This window comes from Bacteroidales bacterium, from assembly GCA_016707785.1.
In the GTDB taxonomy this organism is placed as follows: domain Bacteria; phylum Bacteroidota; class Bacteroidia; order Bacteroidales; family UBA4417; genus UBA4417.
In genome coordinates, this window is record JADJGZ010000013.1 from 1 (window position 1) to 19,074 (window position 19,074).

General features: G+C 41.1%; 15 protein-coding genes and 1 pseudogene. 8 read left to right on the forward strand and 8 right to left on the reverse strand.

The annotated features are described in order from the left end of the window. Positions 1-28 precede the first annotated feature (28 nt). Genes IPH84_08715 through IPH84_08725 form a run of 3 tightly spaced genes read right to left on the reverse strand, consistent with a single transcriptional unit; the run spans position 29 to position 2,015 of the window. Entirely contained in the window at positions 29-187 is a 159-nt protein-coding gene (locus IPH84_08715; protein ID MBK7173303.1) for a hypothetical protein, read from the reverse strand. After that, entirely contained in the window at positions 174-1,271 is a 1,098-nt protein-coding gene (locus tag IPH84_08720) for a hypothetical protein (GenBank protein ID MBK7173304.1), read from the reverse strand. The genes IPH84_08715 and IPH84_08720 overlap by 14 nt, the downstream gene beginning before the upstream one ends. A gap of 27 nt (positions 1,272-1,298) precedes the next feature. Then, positions 1,299-2,015: a hypothetical protein gene (locus IPH84_08725; GenBank protein MBK7173305.1), complete on the reverse strand. Its 717-nt coding sequence runs from the start codon at positions 2,013-2,015 to the stop codon at positions 1,299-1,301. A gap of 603 nt (positions 2,016-2,618) precedes the next feature. Between IPH84_08725 and IPH84_08730 the strand changes: the two genes are divergently transcribed. Further along, complete coding sequence (locus IPH84_08730) at positions 2,619-3,608, forward strand: hypothetical protein (protein ID MBK7173306.1); 990 nt, start codon at positions 2,619-2,621, stop codon at positions 3,606-3,608. A gap of 733 nt (positions 3,609-4,341) precedes the next feature. On the opposite strand, the pseudogene polA reads toward IPH84_08730, so the two are convergent. Continuing rightward, positions 4,342-7,130, reverse strand: a pseudogene (gene polA / locus IPH84_08735) (DNA polymerase I). Between the two features lie 530 nt (positions 7,131-7,660). Between polA and IPH84_08740 the strand changes: the two are divergent. From IPH84_08740 to IPH84_08755, 4 genes are all read left to right on the forward strand, one after another. After that, complete coding sequence (locus tag IPH84_08740) at positions 7,661-8,254, forward strand: hypothetical protein (protein ID MBK7173307.1); 594 nt, start codon at positions 7,661-7,663, stop codon at positions 8,252-8,254. A 25-nt stretch (positions 8,255-8,279) separates the two neighbouring features. Next, positions 8,280-9,485, forward strand: a complete 1,206-nt coding sequence (locus IPH84_08745; GenBank protein ID MBK7173308.1) for a serine hydrolase — start codon at positions 8,280-8,282, stop codon at positions 9,483-9,485. Between the two features lie 222 nt (positions 9,486-9,707). Further along, positions 9,708-11,267, forward strand: a complete 1,560-nt coding sequence (locus IPH84_08750; GenBank protein ID MBK7173309.1) for a prolipoprotein diacylglyceryl transferase — start codon at positions 9,708-9,710, stop codon at positions 11,265-11,267. A 121-nt stretch (positions 11,268-11,388) separates the two neighbouring features. Beyond that, positions 11,389-12,078, forward strand: coding sequence for an SDR family oxidoreductase (locus tag IPH84_08755; GenBank protein MBK7173310.1), 690 nt, complete (start codon positions 11,389-11,391; stop codon positions 12,076-12,078). Between the two features lie 19 nt (positions 12,079-12,097). On the opposite strand, the gene IPH84_08760 is transcribed toward IPH84_08755, so the two are convergent. Then, positions 12,098-13,045 carry a polysaccharide deacetylase family protein gene (locus tag IPH84_08760; GenBank protein ID MBK7173311.1) on the reverse strand — a complete coding sequence of 316 codons (948 nt, stop codon included), beginning with the start codon at positions 13,043-13,045 and terminating at the stop codon, positions 12,098-12,100. Then, entirely contained in the window at positions 13,042-13,518 is a 477-nt protein-coding gene (locus IPH84_08765; GenBank protein MBK7173312.1) for a methylglyoxal synthase, read from the reverse strand. The genes IPH84_08760 and IPH84_08765 overlap by 4 nt, the downstream gene beginning before the upstream one ends. Positions 13,519-13,869: 351 nt before the next feature. Here IPH84_08765 and ssb point away from each other — a divergent pair, with 351 nt between their 5' ends. Next, on the forward strand, positions 13,870-14,220 hold the full coding sequence (ssb, locus tag IPH84_08770) for a single-stranded DNA-binding protein (GenBank protein MBK7173313.1): 351 nt from the start codon (positions 13,870-13,872) through the stop codon (positions 14,218-14,220). A gap of 143 nt (positions 14,221-14,363) precedes the next feature. Here ssb and IPH84_08775 read toward each other — a convergent pair whose 3' ends face one another. Continuing rightward, positions 14,364-15,224, reverse strand: a complete 861-nt coding sequence (locus tag IPH84_08775; protein ID MBK7173314.1) for a hypothetical protein — start codon at positions 15,222-15,224, stop codon at positions 14,364-14,366. 146 nt (positions 15,225-15,370) lie between these two features. Between IPH84_08775 and IPH84_08780 the strand changes: the two genes are divergently transcribed. Together IPH84_08780 and IPH84_08785 are read left to right on the forward strand one after the other, a co-directional pair. Next, positions 15,371-15,841, forward strand: coding sequence for a lipocalin family protein (locus IPH84_08780; GenBank protein ID MBK7173315.1), 471 nt, complete (start codon positions 15,371-15,373; stop codon positions 15,839-15,841). A gap of 193 nt (positions 15,842-16,034) precedes the next feature. Beyond that, positions 16,035-17,381 carry a PhoH family protein gene (locus IPH84_08785; GenBank protein MBK7173316.1) on the forward strand — a complete coding sequence of 449 codons (1,347 nt, stop codon included), beginning with the start codon at positions 16,035-16,037 and terminating at the stop codon, positions 17,379-17,381. 556 nt (positions 17,382-17,937) lie between these two features. Here the strand turns inward: IPH84_08785 and IPH84_08790 are convergent. Next, positions 17,938-19,059, reverse strand: a complete 1,122-nt coding sequence (locus IPH84_08790) for a PorP/SprF family type IX secretion system membrane protein (protein MBK7173317.1) — start codon at positions 19,057-19,059, stop codon at positions 17,938-17,940. Positions 19,060-19,074: the final 15 nt, after the last annotated feature.

Genomic DNA, 19,074 nt, shown 5'->3' on the forward strand with positions numbered 1-19,074 from the left:
TATGGTAATCTTACTCAACAATTGCAGATTATTCAGATGTCGCTGTAATCATATTGGTAGATGCATCTTTACACATCAGGATAAGAATTCCATTCCAGGGAATAACATCTGTTGCCTTGATATCGCCAAAGGTATGAAGGAGGTGCTCATCAATCCGAAGCGGATCAGTGGCATCATATACTTTCAATCCGGAGCCATCGCAGACAAAGTTTCTTATTATCGATACCTACTCCATGGGGCTCAGTCATCGCATAACTTTTCACCAGCTGAGGGCTTGTCATCACATGAAGGTCAACCACATCCATTGCATTCTGGAAGTTCCCGCAATTGTTGCCGGCCCTCATTGTAATATAAGCATAATGATCCTGCACCACCACCGGGTCGCAGCTCTGGAAGTGATTAAATTGGGTCACAAAGCCCGGATTGGCCGGGTTATCAAGGGAATAAACCAACATACCTGTCTGAGTGCCGATATAGAGGTTTGAACCTTCAATAAAAACAGTTTCCACCATTCTTTGCATTTCGATCTTGTTCCCAGCAACCGGTGCTGTAGGCTGGGTGATATCAATAACCTGCATGTCTGTCTGGTTTAATCCATAGAAATGATCCCCATAAATTATGAATCTCGCCAGGGATCCTCCAACGCCAATGGTTTGCATTCCTGAAGAACTTGCACCGATGCTTTCTGAAAATACATTTAGACCTTTATCATAATAGTAATAGCGATAACTGCCTCCTTCTGGTAATTCTTCGGTTACGGATTTAACCTCCCAACCGGTGATCACTCCTTTTTCCTCATCAATCCCATAAATAGGATAGCTGAAATCAACCTCCGGGATTGTATAAGGGAAAATATTCTCAATCCTTGCTATTTCAGTCGGATTATTGATATCCCTTATATTGATAACAACCAGGTCCACATAGCTGTCGGCATAAAGAAAACTGCCATTCACGGCCAGGTCCACATTTCCGGGAATATCAATAAATCCCAGGTTCTGGGGTGCTGATGGATTAGAATTGTCAAAAATATGTATGCCTTTATATTTCTCATTTACAAAGAGATACTGGTCTTTAATATATATTTTTCCAGGTACTGAAACCTCTGAAGCAGATTTGAGTTTTACGGCAGCCCTCATCTCTTCATAGGACATGTAGGTTGGAACGAATGCTGTATAGGTTCTTTTTCTACCATGGTATCCTTTGCAGGAAAGCAAGCCAGCAAGCATCATCAGGACTAAAGAAGCAAACAGCTGGAATCGGATGGTTTTCATGATATAAGTTGTTAGTATTGTTAAGGATTAAAAGAGGGGCCCTAAGGAGACGGTGATCCTGTTCAGACCATCAATTCTCTCATCAATCTGCGAATTATTGCCAGAATACCAATATTGATAAGTGGTAACAGTGCGAAGTTTCTGGTAACGGTATCCCACAGCAAAAATGAGGGAAATATGTTCGGAAATCGATTTTTGAATTCCCCCTCCTGCAGCAGCCAGAATGCCTCCTTTATATTCAACATGACTGTAGTCATTTACCTGGGCTTTAGAAAGCGGGAAACTGTAGCCAAAACGACCAAAAAGGTAAGGAGAGAAATTTCCCCTAAATATTTTATACCTGAAATCTCCATAAACAGGGAGAACCTGGTATTCAAAAAACTCTACTCCGGTGCCGACACCTGCGGAACCCCATGAACAAAACTTATAGGCAGAAGCGATCGTAAATCCTGCAGAATTATTACTGCCACCAAGAAAACTGATTTCAGTTACCAATTGTATAGGCAGCTTTGAAGGTTTCCCGGTTTTTTCAATCTTCAGAATTTCAGTCCTGGGGAAGACCAGTTGATTATTACCAATTATCTTAACCTTAATGGAGTTAGTTTCAGGCATATCGGTTACTTCTCCATATAATATGCTTCCATTCTTCAGATATACAATATCATTACCCTCAGCCTGCGCAAAAAGTAAGCATGGTGAAAGAAATAAGAATGAAGTGATGATAAAAAATAAAAGAGGTTTCATTTCCCGGGGTTAATTGATCATAGATCAATTAAAGATGGGGGAGGATTCAAAGAAAAGGTTGTATGTAAAGATTTTTTATTTTGCTTGTCAGGGTAAAACCGTTTAGGATTGTCTTATATATGAACCATTTTTCAGATAATTCAGCCGAAAATGTAGTCATATATTACTCATGTGAATTTATTTTGCTGAATATACTGATGGTGAGAGTGAAGGAAAAGTCTTGCTTTTGAATAAGATAGCAGGAAATTAAGATCAAGGTTGATTAATGTAAATGGCTTTACAAATAGATGTAAAGCCATTTTTTTTAAGAATAGAATTCACATAAACTGATTTATCATTATCTTTATATATACCGATGTTGTATTATTTTGCGAATCTTTTCCACCTGGATTCCCGGTATGACTGAACCTGCGAACAAATTGCGCTGGTCAAAGTCTTTTCCAAAGGACGCAGTCTGACCACTTATTGCATTTGTCAGGTGATTCTGTAAGAGTGAAGTAATCAGTGCATAATTCAATACTATTTAAGTTCGATTTTAATTAATAACCCTTTACCAGAGATCATTAGATACTTTTTATCTGCAAACTCAATTATTTACTAAGGATGCCAACTATTAAACCTGTCCCCGGAATTACAATAACCAAAAACTTCGCATTAAGGATAACGGTTATTTATATCATCCTTGGTGTGTTATGGATTGTTTTTTCCGACAAATTCATGTTTATACTTTTCGAAGATACACATACCCTGAACCTTGTTTCCACTTATAAAGGATGGTTTTATGTTCTTTTCACCGGCTGGCTTCTTTTCTTACTGATTCGACAGGAACTGAGAAAACGAAATGCCATCCAGAAGCAATTAACAGAGGCCAGGAACAAAGCAGAAGAGTCTGAAAAACTTAAAACGGCTTTTCTTAATAATATCTCCCATGAAGTAAGGACTCCTTTAAATGCGATCCTTGGATTTTCAGAGCTTATTGTAAATCCTGACCTTACTGATGATCAGAAAGAAGCCTTCTCCGGTTTTATTAAAAGAGGCACCTCTGACCTGGTAGATACCATTGAGGATATCCTTATTGTTTCCAGTATCCAGGTAGGACAAGTTAAAGTTGAAATAAGCAGGGATAATGTAAACCACCTGGCTCGGTCAATCATTGAATATCATGCGGCCCAGTTAAAGAATCAGAATAAAAAGAAGGATATCAAAATGCATTTCCATTCAGACCTTGAAGATGGAGATTCCTTTATAAAAACAGATTTCAGGCATCTGAAGCAAATTCTGAATAAGTTGATAGGGAATGCTATCAAGTTTACAGATAAAGGAAGTATAGAATTATTTATTAAAAGAAAATCTGAAACAGAATTACTTTTTGAGGTAAGTGATACCGGCTGTGGCATCCCTGTTTCAAAGAAAGATGTGGTATTCAATCCTTTCAGACAGGCTGAGGAGAATAGCCTGAACCGTAAAACAGGTGGATCCGGAATTGGGCTTTCTATTGCTAAGGGTTTGGTTGAACTGATGTCCGGACAGCTCTGGTTCGAATCAGAGGAAGGGAAAGGAAGCCGTTTTTATTTTACAATTAAAGAGAACTGAGTTTGAGGTGCTGAGTGCCCCGAAGGGGAGCCTTTGGCTCTGAGTGCCCCGAAGGGGAGTCTTTGGTTCTGGGGCCCGAAGGGGCCCGAGGGCCCCCGAAGGGGGTTTGGTTCTGAGTGCCCCGAATGGGAGCATTAGGCTCACTTGATCGATTGAGTAAATTTTCATTTAAATTGAAAAACTCCCTCGGTCTGACGGGTTTTTCATTTTTCATTTTTCATTTTGCATTTTTCATTTTTTTTGCATTCTTTCCCCAACTTTAGCTCACTCTAGTTCCATTTAAAGTGCCGGGCCCGCCTGACCGATAGAGTTTAGCTTAGAAGTGCAAAAATTGTATCAGTCGGGCAGGTGCCGGGTGCCCCGAAGGGGAGTCTTTGGTTCTGAGTGCCCCGAATGGGAGCATTAGGCTCACTTGATCGATTGAGTAAATTTTCATTTAAATTGAAAAACTCCCTCGGTCTGACGGGTTTTTCATTTTTCATTCTGCATTTTTCATTTTGCATTCTATTTTTTTCATTTTGCATTTTTTCCTCAACTTTAGCCACTCTAGTTCAATTTAAAGTGCCGGGTGCCCCGAAGTGGAGCCGTTGGCTTTGGGTGATGGGTATTAAATTCCAAATCTCAAGTCCCACCCGCCAGTTGGCGGACCAAAGTCAAAAATCTAAAATCCGAGCCAAAGGCTTCCCTTTGGGACAATCCGAAATCAAACATCAAACATCCGACATTCCCCATTCTAATGAGCTTCCAGCCAATTCACCCCGGTACTCATTTCTACCTCAATGGGAACTTCCATACTGAGCGCTGATGTCATCAGCTGATGAACAATAGGCTGAACGATTTCCACTTCAGTTTTATGTACATCGAAAACCAATTCGTCATGAACCTGCATAATCATCTTACTTTTCAGGTTCTTTCTGTTGAATTCATCAAAGATGCTGATCATGGCAATCTTGATCATATCCGCCGCTGATCCCTGAATAGGTGCATTAATAGCATTTCGTTCTGCAAACCCCCGCATCACCCCATTGCCGGAATTGATATCCCGGATATATCTCCTTCTGCCACATAATGTTTCAACATATTCCTTTTCCCTGGCCAGTTTGATGGTAGAATCCATATAGGTTTTAATCCCCGGAAATTTCAGGAAATACTGTTCGATGATTTCTGCTGCTTCTTTCCTTGGGATGCCAAGGTTTTCACTCAAACCAAAGGCTGAAATACCATAAATTATCCCGAAATTCACACTCTTTGCATTTCGCCTTTGATCCCGGCTCACTTCTTCGGGGCTGATTCCATAAATGTTAGCAGCAGTTGCTGTATGAATATCCATCCCTTTCCTGAACGCTTCAATCATGGCTTCATCTTTACTCATGGAGGCGATAATCCTAAGCTCGATTTGTGAATAGTCTGCCGATAGTAAAGTGTATTCCTCATTCCGTGGGACGAATGCTTTCCTGATTTCCCGGCCTCTTTCTGTCCGGATTGGGATATTCTGCAGGTTAGGATTATTGGAACTCAGTCGCTTGGTAGCTGCCACAGCCTGGTTGTATGAAGTGTGAACCCGGCCTGTCTTTGTATTCACCAGCGAGGGGAGGGAATCCACATAGGTAGATTTTAGTTTGGTAAGTGAACGATAATCAAGGACGGTCTGTACTATTGGGTGTTTATGAGCGAGTTTGGCTAAAACATCTTCTGCGGTTGAATATTGCTTGGTGGCAGTTTTTTTAGCATTCTCACTGATTTTTAAGCGATCAAAGAGTACCTCCCCCAATTGCCGGGGTGACTGGATATTAAAACTGCTTCCTGCCATTTCCCATATCTGGGTCTGGATTTCATTAATTTCAATACCAAGCTGGATCGAAAATTCAGCGAGCGCTGTTGAATCAAGCCTGACCCCTTCCTGTTCAATGGAAGCCAGAACAGGAACCAAAGGCATTTCGATCTCATCAAAAAGTTTCCTGGTAGAAGTGTTGTCAAGCCTGGGCTCAAAAACAGTTCGCAGTTGCAAGGTAATATCAGCATCTTCTGCAGCATACTCCTTAACCTGATCTATAGGTACCTGCCGCATATCCAGCTGTCCTTTCCCCTTTTTTCCAATAAGGGTTTCAATACTTACCGGTTTATATTTCAGGTAGGTTTCGGAAAGCAAATCCATATTATGACGCATATCCGGTTCAAGGAGGTAATGGGCAAGCATAGTGTCAAATAGTTTTCCCTTCACCTGAATGCCGTAATTAGCGAGCATCTGCATATCAAACTTCATATTCTGCCCAGGTCTTCCTAATATTTGCATCTTCAAAAACAGGTTTGAACTTATTTAAAAGATCAATGGCTTTATTTCGTTCTGATGGTACCGGGACATACCAGCCTTTTAGTGGATTCTGTCGAAAAGGAGAGCCCAACAATTTCTGAGTTGATAATATCAAGTCCTGTAGTCTCAGAGTCGAAGCAGAAGGAGGGAACAGATCGTAATGTATTTATAAGATTATCAATCTGTTCACCTGTTTCAGCCAGGATATATTCGTGCGGAGTACTCTCAATATTCTGATAGCCTGAAGACAGGCCTGCATCTTCAGGGTCCATCTCACTGAATAGATCTTGAGTGCCGGAAGAGGCCTGTGATTTAGCCGCAGTTTCTTTTTTCGGTGCAGGCAGAGCCCCACTCCCTCCCAGGGAAAGGTCGGTCAAGACTCTTTGTGCCAGCTGTCTGAATTCCAGTTCTTCAAACAAAACTTTCAATTCATCCACATTGGGAGGATCAAGATGAAGCTTTTCCTCATTAAATTCGATAGGTACATCCAGGATGATGGTTGCCAGCTCTTTCGACATTATTCCCTTATCTTTTCCGGCTTCAACTTTTGAGCGGATATTATCACTCTTGATTTTATCTACATTGGCAAGAACACCTTCCAGGGATTCGAATTCCTTGAGTAGATTCCTGGCACCCACTTCACCGATGCCAGGAATACCTGGGATATTGTCTGCGGAATCTCCCATAATTCCAAGCATATCAATGACCTGCAAAGGATTTTTGATGCCAAATTTCTCACAGACTTCTGCCGGTCCCATAATCACCGGTTTTTCACCACCTTTGGCAGGCTTATACATGAAGATATTCTCACTTACCAACTGCCCAAAATCCTTATCAGGAGTAACCATATATACTGTAAAACCGGCTTGTTCAGCTTCCTTGGCAAGTGTGCCAATTACATCATCAGCCTCATATCCGTCAACATAAAGAGTAGGGATATTAAAGCCATGGATTAGTTGCTTGATATAGGGAATAGAAAGGGCCAGGTCTTCAGGCATTTTTTCTCTGTTTGCTTTGTATTCAATATAACCTTCATGGCGTGCAGTTGGGGCAATGGTATCAAAGGCAACACCAATGTGGGTTGGTTTCTCGTTTTTCAACAATTCTAAAAGAGTGTTTGCAAATCCAAGGATGGCGGATGTATTAAGCCCTTCTTGAATTGAACGGGGAGTGCGTTGCATGGCAAAAAAGGCACGATATATCAATGCCATGCCATCAAGGAGGAATAATTTCTTCACGGTATTTACTTTAAAATAAAGGTTAAAAGTAGGCAAATCCGGGGGAACTCCGGTTTATAAAAGCCCACTCAACAGAACAAAGCAAGCTCTGCAAAGTTGATGACAACCTTAAAATCAAGGAAAGATACCCGGCAGGGTAGAAAGTTCAATGCATCAGTCCTTTCATTTAAGGCATAACTTCATCTTTATACCTCCATTTTACATATACAACTTAATAGAATATGGAGTATGTAAAGGAACATTTCCACATAATTCTTTGTATCTTTATACTAATTGAAGAGTTTATATAACCAAATCTATTGTTTTCAAAGAGGTCAATGCCGGAATATTATGTTTGCTTGGTATTTTAATAATAAATCCTAATGTGAATGCCTCCAGGAGTTTACTTTGTTCAAAAAATCTTAGTTTGGATTCATTTCTGCTTTGAAGTACAGATTTTTCCCCCGGCTGGCGGATTACAAATAAAGTAGAAATGGTATAACGTATTAATTTAGAGCAAAAAGATGAAAAAAGTTCTATGGTTATTAGTTTTAAGTTTCCCATTCCTCCTGCAAGCACAGTTTCTTCATGAAGCCCCGGTAGGTGTTGCTCTTTTTAATAATGCTACACTTCTACCCCCTGGTTCATTTACAGCGGTTTTTAATCAACCGATCCATCCGGGTATCTCTGTAAGTTATGAGTTCGGTTGGAAAAAGAAAGAATACAGCAAATGGTTCCAGGATGCATCCCTGGGATTTTTCAACCATCGGTATGCCTACAAGGCAATTCTCCTTGTTTCGAAAGCCGGTTATAGAAGAAATCTCGGGCACCTGTCCATGGAGGCATCTGTCCATGCCGGGTATATGCATATGATACTAAATACTGACCGACTGGTGAAAAACGATGACGGCACTTATGAAGCCAAAAAGGGATTTGGCCGGCCCCAGTTTGTGACCGGTGCCGGGCTGGGTCTCGGGTATAATATTGGTGACAGGGAGTTGGGCCGTCGTATTTTCCTTACCTATGATGTAAGGCTGCAAATGCCCTTTGTAAAAAGTTATGTTCCAATATTGCCTAATGGAATTGTTGCATTAGGGTATCAGTTCAGGATTGATTAATGAACCATTTAATTCAGATTAAGCGATGAATCGATTCAGTTTTATCATATTCATGTTGTTATTTGGCGCTTCTGTTGTTACTTCCTGCAGAAAGGATGAAGTGAAACGGCCCGCAACCATTGATTGCCCGATCCAGGATAACCCCGATTTCAAGACTAATCCGAAATCTGATCAGTACCAGGCTTTAATCGATGAATATGTCGGTAAAGGCCTGCCCGGAGTGATCCTTTTGATTAAGGACCCGGAAGGGTTCTATATTGGATCATCAGGAATGGCAGATATAAAAGAAGGAATAAAGATGCAACCCTGCCATGTCTCAAAGATTGCAAGCATCACTAAATTCATGATAGGGGTATCAATTATGAGGATGCAGGAAAAGGGCCAGTTGTCACTGGATGATCCTATAAGTAAATACATCCCTCAGAATACCCTTGATCAGATTGAAAACTGCGATCAGAACCTTACCATCCGTAATCTGATGAACCATACTTCCGGCATTTATGATGTGATCGACGATCAGGGCTTTTACCTCCAGGTACTGAATAATCCTTCCAGGCATTGGAAACAGGAGGATCTGTTAAAATATGTTTTTGGGAAGCCGGCTTTGTTTAGTTTCAATCCGGCCGATACCGCAGGATATTCGAATACTAATTATGTTTTGTTGAGTATGATTATGGAAGAAGCCTCCGGGAAAACTCATGATAAGGTACTACATGAAGAAGTGATCGATTTCCTTGGGCTGACAGATACCTATTATTTCTGGCACGATCCTTTGCCGGAAGACCGGATCGTACAGGGTTATTACGACCTTTATAATAACGGGAACCTCGAAAACCTGACCAATTGGAATACCGGAAGTGGCAATGCTTATGGCGGCGTTTATTCTACAGTTTGGGATATGTACCTGTTTGCAAATGCACTCTTTGTTCAGAAAAGCCTGTTAAATGATGAATCCCTTAACCAGATGCTGCAATTCCACCACACCATTGAATCGCGTAAACACCTTGGGGTGTCTTGCTATCAAGACTTTATCGACATTGGAGCAGCAAACGATTTCGCATGGGGCCATCGGGGCAGGGACTTAAGTTATAGTGCTGACCTGTTTTATTTCCCCCATCACGATGCTGTAATGTCACTGATTGTAAACTACGGAACGGATGGCGACACTCCCTTAAAGTCCGTTTTTAATGAAATGCGCGATAAAATAGCCGTGTTAATCACTCAGCCATAAAGTATTCTTCTTTCCTGCCTTTAAGTTAAGGAACCCTGTCGATTATTTTCGGGAGTTTAACTGAATGCTTAATATTAAACCATTCCCATGTTGATAGATTTTTCATTGCCCTTTGTTTACCTGTATCTCCCGGTGCTCTTAGGCATTGCAATTTTGATTATCAAGGCTGGCTTGCATTTGAAGTACCCAATAACTTCTGTGGCAACCATGGTAGTTTTTTTGATGACCCTGTTCATCATAGGACTGAAACTGTTTAGCTTCCCGATGAATGAATGGCTGGACATTATCCTGCATAAGGTGAATCCTGCGACACAAAAAATCTTTCTGCCCGGTGGTTTGCTATTTGCTGCGATAGGGTTATTGATCCTGAAAAACTACCTGAAACTGAAAGGTTCTATACTCGATACGGTCATATGGGGATTGCCACTATTGGGAATTGTACAGAGAACCGGCTGCCTGCTGAATGGCTGCTGCTATGGAATGCCAGCTAATCTGCCCTGGTCCGTTCATTACCCGGCATTATCTGAACCCTGGCATCATCATATCGAAAGTGGACTCATTCAGGCAGATGCGTCAGCTTCATTAGCAGTCCATCCAACCCAGCTGTACTACATTATTGGATATATCATAGTCCTTCTTTTGTTGTTAAAGATTGGGAAAAGCATCAAAAGGCCCGGGAATCTTGCACTTTCAGGATTTTTAATGTTAGGAATACTAAGGTTTGTCATTGAGTTTTTCAGGGAACCCAACACCGGGAAATGGTTTCACTTTATTTTCTTTGGCATCAATAGTATTCAATGGACAATTTTGCTGGTTTCTATTATCGCAGCCATTTACCTGTTCAAAAGAGAAAAACAGATACCTGCTTCGGTTCCCGGCTCATTACAGTTTAAGGATTTCCCTTTTCGAAGGAGCCTTCTGCTTCTGCTTTCAACTCTTTTAATCTGGAATGCCCGCGCTATCCTCATTTTCCCTGAGTACTTCCTGCTAGTGCTATTGTTGACCATTTGCCTGCTGATTTCTATTTGGGAAGTTTTACAAAAAGGGGTTCCTCTGAAGTTCCGCTACCCCGTCTTCATAGTCTTTTTCATAGCCGTTTTTACCATGAGTCAGACAATACCCGATACAACTCTTTTACTGACTCCCAAAAATGTTGTTAAAAAATGGATCAGTCTCGACGCCGGATTCAGCGGCGGGCAATATGACCGGATTAATTATAGTTGTAGTGGAAACGAAACAAGCAGGCAAAGTTCAGCTTATTCCAATTGGTCAACAGGGATTGGTTTTCATCATTCTGATTGGAAAGGCAATCATGTTCAGGCAGGGTTAAAATTTGCAAGGATGAATGATTATACCTTGCAAGGTGATCAGGTAAGATACCTCACAACAACCGTTGCTCCTTTTATTAAAGTTGATTTCAGGAAGATTGGATTTGGCGGGGGATATGCACTTCAATGGGGAGAGAACCGTGTAGGTTTGCCCATAATTATGTTAAGACTTGGAAACAAGGATAAGTTCTTCTTTGATGCGAATCTCATGGAAAACTATTCTTTATTGGGTGTCCCGGGAATCTGGCAAGTTGGATTCGGAAGCAGCTTTGGTCCTTCACATCAAAACCTTTTCCGGTTTGGGATCTCTTCAATTGAGGGAAAAACAATTGGATATGTTTCAGGTGCTTTCGATGTTACCAGGAACCTGGGAGTGGTCACAAACCTCGGACTGGGAAATACAATTCATGGTTCATTGGGATTGCAGTATCGGTTTAATTTGAAAAAAGAATAGACAGACTAGCTTTTAGGACTATTGATGGTTTATATGTAAAGCCCTCCGCTACTGAAGTATGATGGAATAACAGTGTTCACCGAACAATTCATTGCATAGCCCGTTGAAATAATAAAACTACATGGCAATAATACTGGTTACTGGTGCCAACAGGGGTATCGGGTTTGAAATTTGCCGGCAATTATCTGGCTTGGGTCATGATGTGATCATAAGTGCCCGTGATCCTGAAAAATGCAAGGCGGCAGCAGAGCAGCTTTCTGCTGAAGGTTTTGTTGTTACTCCTTTTGCACTGGATGTGAATAGCGAGGCGGATATTCAATCCCTTTTTAGCTGGATTAAAGAAAAATACGGCAAATTGGATGTACTGATCAACAATGCAGCCATCATGCTTAAACCTGACCATTCCCTGTTAAATAATGAAGATGCCTTGCTGTTACAGACCTTACAGACCAATGCACTTTCTCCCCTTGTGTTGTGTCGGAAATTAATACCCCTGATGCAAGCAGGTAGCAGGATCATCATGATGAGCAGTGGGGGAGGCAGTATGGTAGATCCTGTGGGGGGATGGTCACCCGCATATTGTGTTTCGAAATCATTATTGAACGCTATTACCAGGCAACTTGCATATGAGTTATCTGAAAAGAGAATACTCGTGAATGCCATGTGTCCCGGATGGGTTAAAACCGAAATGGGGGGACCTTCTGCCCCAAGAAGTGTTCAGAAAGGAGCTGAAACTGCTGTCTGGCTTTCAACAATTCAACACCTGGAAAGTGGGAAATTCTGGCGTGATATGAAAATCATCCCCTGGTGATCAAATTCCACACTTTTGATTATTCATATTCAACACGGGCCAGTTTCTTAATGAAATCCGGGGTCGTCGGTTCTCCGATGAAAAAATCTTTTTTATATCCCCTGGTAATAGCCCAGCGATGCAACCAGGAAATCCCATTGGATTTGTAATAAGTATCCTCCGACTGATAGGCAGGATCTTTCAGGATATCTTCCAGGCTTACAAAAGAATATTGGTTGCGAAGGAGCATAGCCGCAAGTTCATCCAGGTAATCCCCATTGAGAGCATTGGCATGGATGAGAAGGATGTGGCTGATGTTTCTGCCAAATAATTCCTGGCTCTGTTTTTCAAAGTGATGAAGTTTGGATTCCATATAATCCACATATTCCTTTCCAATGATTTCCATCAACCCTGTATTACCGGATAATTTAGCACTATCATAGGCAGAGGCAAAAATCCATTCTGAATTGTCGATCGTCACAGGAGCCTCAATTAACCCGATTGCTTTCAGGTGTCGTTCCAGTGAATCCACTTTAGACTTACTGTTACCCCTGTGCAGGTAAGGATGCCTGAAATACCTGACAGGCCGGTGGAACTGTGTACATAATTCATCAGTAATAATTTGCCCTTTGCTGATTTCTTCCTTAAAGACTTCAAAATTTACATTGTTGTAGTCGGGATGCGAATAAGTATGATTACCCAGTTCCATTCCATTCTCAAGCCATTGGACCAATAAATCCTTTCTGTTTTTGTCTGTTTGCTCATTCACCATGAGCTTATTCTCATTAACAAAGCCGATGGCCGGAATTTGATATTCTTTTAATGAAGATAGTATTCCTGTAGTGATTGATTTATGCTCATCAGGATTGTATTTACTTAATCGGGAGAGTGGAAGATCGTCGATGGTAAAGCAAATCTTATTGGTTTGCGCCTGCGACAAAAAGCCAAAACTGAGCAAAAAATAGAATAAGGTTAAACGATAGTTCATATCTCAATTTTCCTTGAGAAATAGGAAGAATAATCACGCATGCTTCGTTCATAAGGATGTTCCAATAAAGGAGAAGAGATGAGAAAGTCAGCTGTGGACCGGTTGCAGGCTGTCGGGATATTATAAAGCACGGAGATGCGCTCCAGGGCTTTTACATCAACTTCATGAGGATGAGGTTGCATGGGGTCCCAGAAGAAAATCAAAATATCCACTTTGCCTTCTGAAATCATTGCCCCTAACTGCTGATCTCCACCAAATGGCCCTGATTTGAGACGGAGAAGCCTGATCGGAAACCGAAGGCCTTTTTCATCATGTATTTTCTTCTTCAAAGTCTCTTCCACAAGGATGCCCGTAGTACCGGTGCAAATCAGTTCATGATTGATAAGTGACTCCCAGTTCCACTCCACCCATTCTACCATATCTTTTTTGCAATTATCATGAGCCACAAGGGCAATCCGTTTTGATGCTTTCATAATAACTTCTTTAGCAATAGATTAAATAAACTTTAGTATAGTGTTTTTATGAATCTTTTGGTTGGATCAAAGCGCTGTATTTCACCATTTCATCAATACAACAACCATTTTTTAAGCCTGCAAAGTTAGTCCATACTTATGAAACCCGACTCTTCGATTATTATCTTTCGATTTCCGGATTGAAAAGTTATTAACAGCCAATCTAGAATCAGCCTTCTTGAATTATTTTTGTATTCTTAATTATCATCTTTTCATATTAGATCTGTCCCTCATAGAAAGGAGGTGTCCGGGGTTCAGTAAACGGTTATTACAATTGAATATTTATGTTTTATTATTTAAAATTCATGTTTTATGAACACGTTACGTAACAATGTCAAATTGCTTGGCCGTTTAGGCCAGGATCCGGAAATCCGCATTTTGGAAAAAGGGAATAAAGTGGCTAATTTCTCGCTTGCCACAGGGGATAAATACAAGGACAAAGACGGAAATCAAAAAGATCAGACGGAATGGCACAATATTGTTGCCTGGGGTAACCTTGCTGAACGCTGCGAAAAATACCTCAAGAAAGGAAAGGAAGTCCTTATCGATGGACGTCTCACACATCGCAGCTGGGAAGATAAGAATGGTGTAAAACACCAGACAACAGAAGTCGTGGTGAATGAACTGTTGTTTATTGGCACCAAGCAGGAAGAAAAGCAATAGCCTTTCTTAGTTGTGACTGAACAGATTGTCTCAAAAGCAAGTGTTTTGACATTCAGCCATTTTACTGACCAACAAAGGAATAAGGTCATAGAAATAGCCGGGCAGCTTGAATATAGCACAAACTTTTGAGGCAGTCTTTTCATTTAATTGATCACTACCGGACGGCTGGCAACGACTAGTTGATGGCTGTCTTTCAGTTTTACATAATACACTCCTTTTGGGAATCCCTTAAATCTGAATCGCCAGTTAAGTGTTGTAACCATAGGCCTTTCAATGGTTTTATCCTCAAAAAATCTGCCGATAATTTCACCGGCTTCATTTTCCATTGAGAAGGAATAAGTCTCTTTCCCCTTATTCTCAAAAACAATCTCACCGGATACCATACCTTCTGCATATTCTATCCTGTGTGGTGCCGGGGGAATCTTTTTTCCGGTAAGTTTAGAAACCAGCTGCTGCAATTGATTAAATTCTTTATCATCGCCCGAATAGATACTTCCCAGGTCGTTATTATCCGTTATAACCCAAATGGCTTCCTGTCCGGCCAGCCCCTGGTAATGGTTCTTTCCTATAAAACGGGTGAGTTCCAATAAACTGCCATCTGCCATTTTACCAAAGGCTAAAAGAGATTCTTCTCCCGGTGACCGGTCATGCATCTGGGTACACATAGCATACACTTGTATTTCCTTCTTCTTACCCGGTAACAAGGTGATGAGTTCCTGCTGGGTAACTATCATCCGCTGTTCATTGGTATCCGCTGTTTCCAAAAATCTCCCATTCTCCAGTTCAAGATGCAACGTATTCCGACCTTTATTTTCCACCTGCATCAGTAAACAGGGTCCGTAATAACCACTGATAAAACGATTGGAATCCTTGTTGTTTCCCGAGAGTTGAACCTGTATCAGGCCTTTTTTACTGGCCTCAGCAATGCTGATATTTTCAGCCATACTTTGATGGATGAAGAACAGATTCGTAAAAATCAAGAACAGGAAAGAGTTTTTGTTCATAAATCATGGATTTGAAGTATAACGCTAACATTCTGTTTTTTATTGAATCAATAATTTCTTATATTTATGATCCATTCAATACTCCTATAATTATGTCCCGAATCTTCCTGTCATTATCGATTTTACTTTTTCTTCAATCCTGTTCCATGAATAAAAATACTCCAACCGTAGTTTCCTCAGTCGACCTCGAACGTTATGCCGGTAAATGGTATGAAATAGCCTCATACCCTGTCTCATTTCAAAAGGATTGTTATTGCATTCAGGCAGATTATACCCTTACTGACAAAGGATATGTCAGGGTGTTTAATTCCTGCAAAAAAGGCAGCATCAATGGGAAACCGGGTTCAATCAGTGGTAAGGCTTTCGTTGTAGAAGGAACGAATAATGCAAAACTAAAGGTCCAGTTTTTCTGGCCATTCAAAGCCCCATACTGGATCATCGGACTGGCAGATGATTATTCATGGGCAATTGTTTCCGGCCCCTCAAGGAAATATTTATGGATTTTAAGCAGAACCCCGCAAATGAACCCTGAAGTGTATGAAATGCTGTTGGAAAAATTAAAAAATGATGGTTTCGACCTTCAAAAACTCAAAAAAGGAGTGCAGGGTTGTGATTAAAATCTGACAGATCTTCATCAAAATAAAAATTTCTGCTTATTACCCCGGGAGTCAAAACTGATACCCATTCCGTCTCTTCATGTTCATAACTTTTTGATATTATTAACACCCCTTCAGGTGAATCGGGGTAAACAATATTTTATTTTGTACGTATCGATTGCCTTATCAGTATTATCCACTAAACTGTGCTCATATGCCCGTAAAAACTGTTTCAAAGGCCAAACAAAAAAAGATCTTTGTTCTCGATACCAGTGTTATATTATATAACCATAATGCTATCAATAGTTTCGATGATAACGATGTTGCTATCCCTATAACTGTTCTCGAGGAACTGGACAATTTCAAAAAAGGAAATGACAACATCAATTTTGAGGCCCGTGAATTCATCCGGATCATCGATAAATTATCGGATAAGAGAACATTAAGCCGCTGGATAGCCCTGCCCAAATCAAAAGGTGGCAAGTTCAGGGTGATTATGAATGAATCCAGCGAATTGGATGCCCGGGTAGTATTTGGGGATAACAAGCCTGATCACAGGATCCTGAATGCGGCACTTTCACTCTCAGTAGAACATAAGGACTGTAAAGTTATCCTTGTTTCAAAAGATGTGAACCTTCGGTTAAAGGCAAAGGCTCTGAATTTATCGGCTGAGGACTTCCTGACAGGTAAGATTAAAGATGTTGAAGGTCTTTATACTGGCAAAACAACAATTGAAGGGTTGCCTTCAAAAGTGATTGATTCCATTTATCAGAATGGCTGGTGTGAACCTTCGGAAATAGGAATCACACAACCGATAGCAAATCATTACTATATCCTAAAGAATACCAAGAATTCAGCTTTGGGATTCTATAACCAGGTTACCAACCGTATCGAAAGAATAGATAAAAAGCCCGCATACCGGATCATGCCCAGGAATGCTGAGCAGGTTTTTGCACTGCATGCCATTATGAATCCTGCAATTAAACTGGTGACCCTACAAGGGGTGGCCGGAACAGGAAAAACATTGCTGGCTTTGGCAGGTGCGATGGAGCAACGCAGAGATTTCAAACAGATCTATCTTGCCCGTCCCATCGTTCCTTTAAGTAATAAGGAGATAGGTTTCCTTCCGGGAGATATCAAGGAAAAGATTGGCCCCTATATGGAACCACTCTATGATAACCTGAAATTCATTCAAAGTCAGTATGGGGAGAAGGATAAAGAAGCCAAAGTGGTAACTGATTCCTTGCAAAATGAGAAACTCGTTGTAACTCCATTGGCTTATATCCGGGGCAGAAGCATTTCCAATGTATTTTTTATCGTGGATGAAGCCCAGAATCTGACCCCTCATGAGGTGAAAACAATCATAACACGTGCCGGGGAAAATACCAAAATTGTATTTACAGGTGACATCTACCAAATCGATACTCCATACCTCGATGCACAGAGTAATGGTTTATCCTATCTCATTGATAAGATCAAGCACCATCCTCTCTACGCCCACGTAAGACTGGAAAAAGGGGAGCGCTCTGAACTGGCGAACCTGGCGAATGATTTGCTGTAAGAGTTGCAGAATTGTTTAGGTGTGATTGTCGGATGTCGAATGTCGGATTGCAGATTGTTCTTAATTCTGAATTCGTTAATCTTCAATCGTTAATCAAGATTGCCCATGAATTTGGATTGTCGATTAACGAGTTTTGATTTTTGAAGTGAAAATAGCCACAAGTAGTGCAGTGTAAATCAGCGTAATGATCCGTTTTGTCCGCGTTCCATTTGCCGAACCAGAATAAAGTGTTGAGGGGTCGGGGGTGGGTTCACAGGGAAACATTCTCATCATATTACACTCAAACTCTCAACCCATACTCAAAACTGCAACAGAAATAACACTTTTAAATTGAGTATTTAGTGTTCAATATTGAGTGTTCCTCCTCACATGGAGCAGAATATATAACACTCAATAATAAATATTGAATTAATAAGTAGATCCTTACTTACCTATTGAGATAATGGTCTTGAAAATTAAAGATCCAGCACTCAGAGCCAACTACTCCCCTTCGGGGCACCCGGCACCCAGCACCCAGCACTCAGCACTCAGCACGGCACTCAGCACTCAGCACTATCTAGAACGGGCAGCACTCCATTTCCCTGACTCTTCCACCACGGTATCCCGGGTTGAAGCCGCCATTGGAGCTACCTCCAAACATGCTGAACTGGTCAAATTCCCATACGATACTGATCTCATGTGAAGAACGTGCAGCTGTCCGAAGCTCAGTAATGATATAATCATAACTGTACATGATCTTCATCCGGGTTTCACGATTGAAAGGGGCATTGATACCAATAGCAAAAACAGCATCATTAACATTGCCGAAATCGAAAGTTTGACTACGGAACCAGGCACCCAGGTAAACTGAGGATTTAAGGATATTCAAACCCATTGAGTAGGTAGAGAAATCAGCCTGTTTTTCATAGATGAATCCGGGATTGAACTTAAAAGACCCCGAGTTCCTGTAATTTCTGTAGGATGAAGATCTTCCGCGATCTACTTCAAGAACTAAGTCGCCATTGATCACCAATTTCCTTGGAAGACGGGCATCAAGGTTTAGGAATGATTCGTTGGGCTGAAATACGTGGTTCACGGCAACACCTACAGTACCCTGGATACCGGCAATACTTGTACCTGTTTCAGCAAAGCGGTAAACACCTCCCACTGAAAAGTCGGGATAGGTTACACGATTCTTATCAGGAATATCAAAGGCAGTAGGATAGATATTTCCATACCTCGGGTGAAGCTGATCAGGGAAAACCAATGCATCCCAGTTGATGGATTTCTGTACAAAAGAAACCATAAAACCTACCTGGGCTACCATGTTTTCCTGAAGTGGAACCCTTGCAGCTGTTCCAATTCCTACATTACTTGCCTTGATAAGGCCTGTACCTGCTTTATCGGATAAAACCAGTAATCCCAATCCACCGGAACCCGGCAGTGCCCTTTCAGCAACATCCAACGAGAAATTATAGGTCTTGAAATCTTCTGGTATACCAGTCCACTGGTCCCTGTAATTGAACCTGGCCCTGAAACCCGGATTAAGCCCTATATACCCTGGATTATAGTAGATTGGGTTGTTATAGAATTGGGAGAAAATGGGATCCTGAGCCTGGAGGGTTCCAATCCCTGATAGAGTTGTGAAGAGCAGTACAGCAAACAGAATGCTGTTTTTCTTGCTGGTAAAAGAATTCATTTCTTGCAGGTTTTT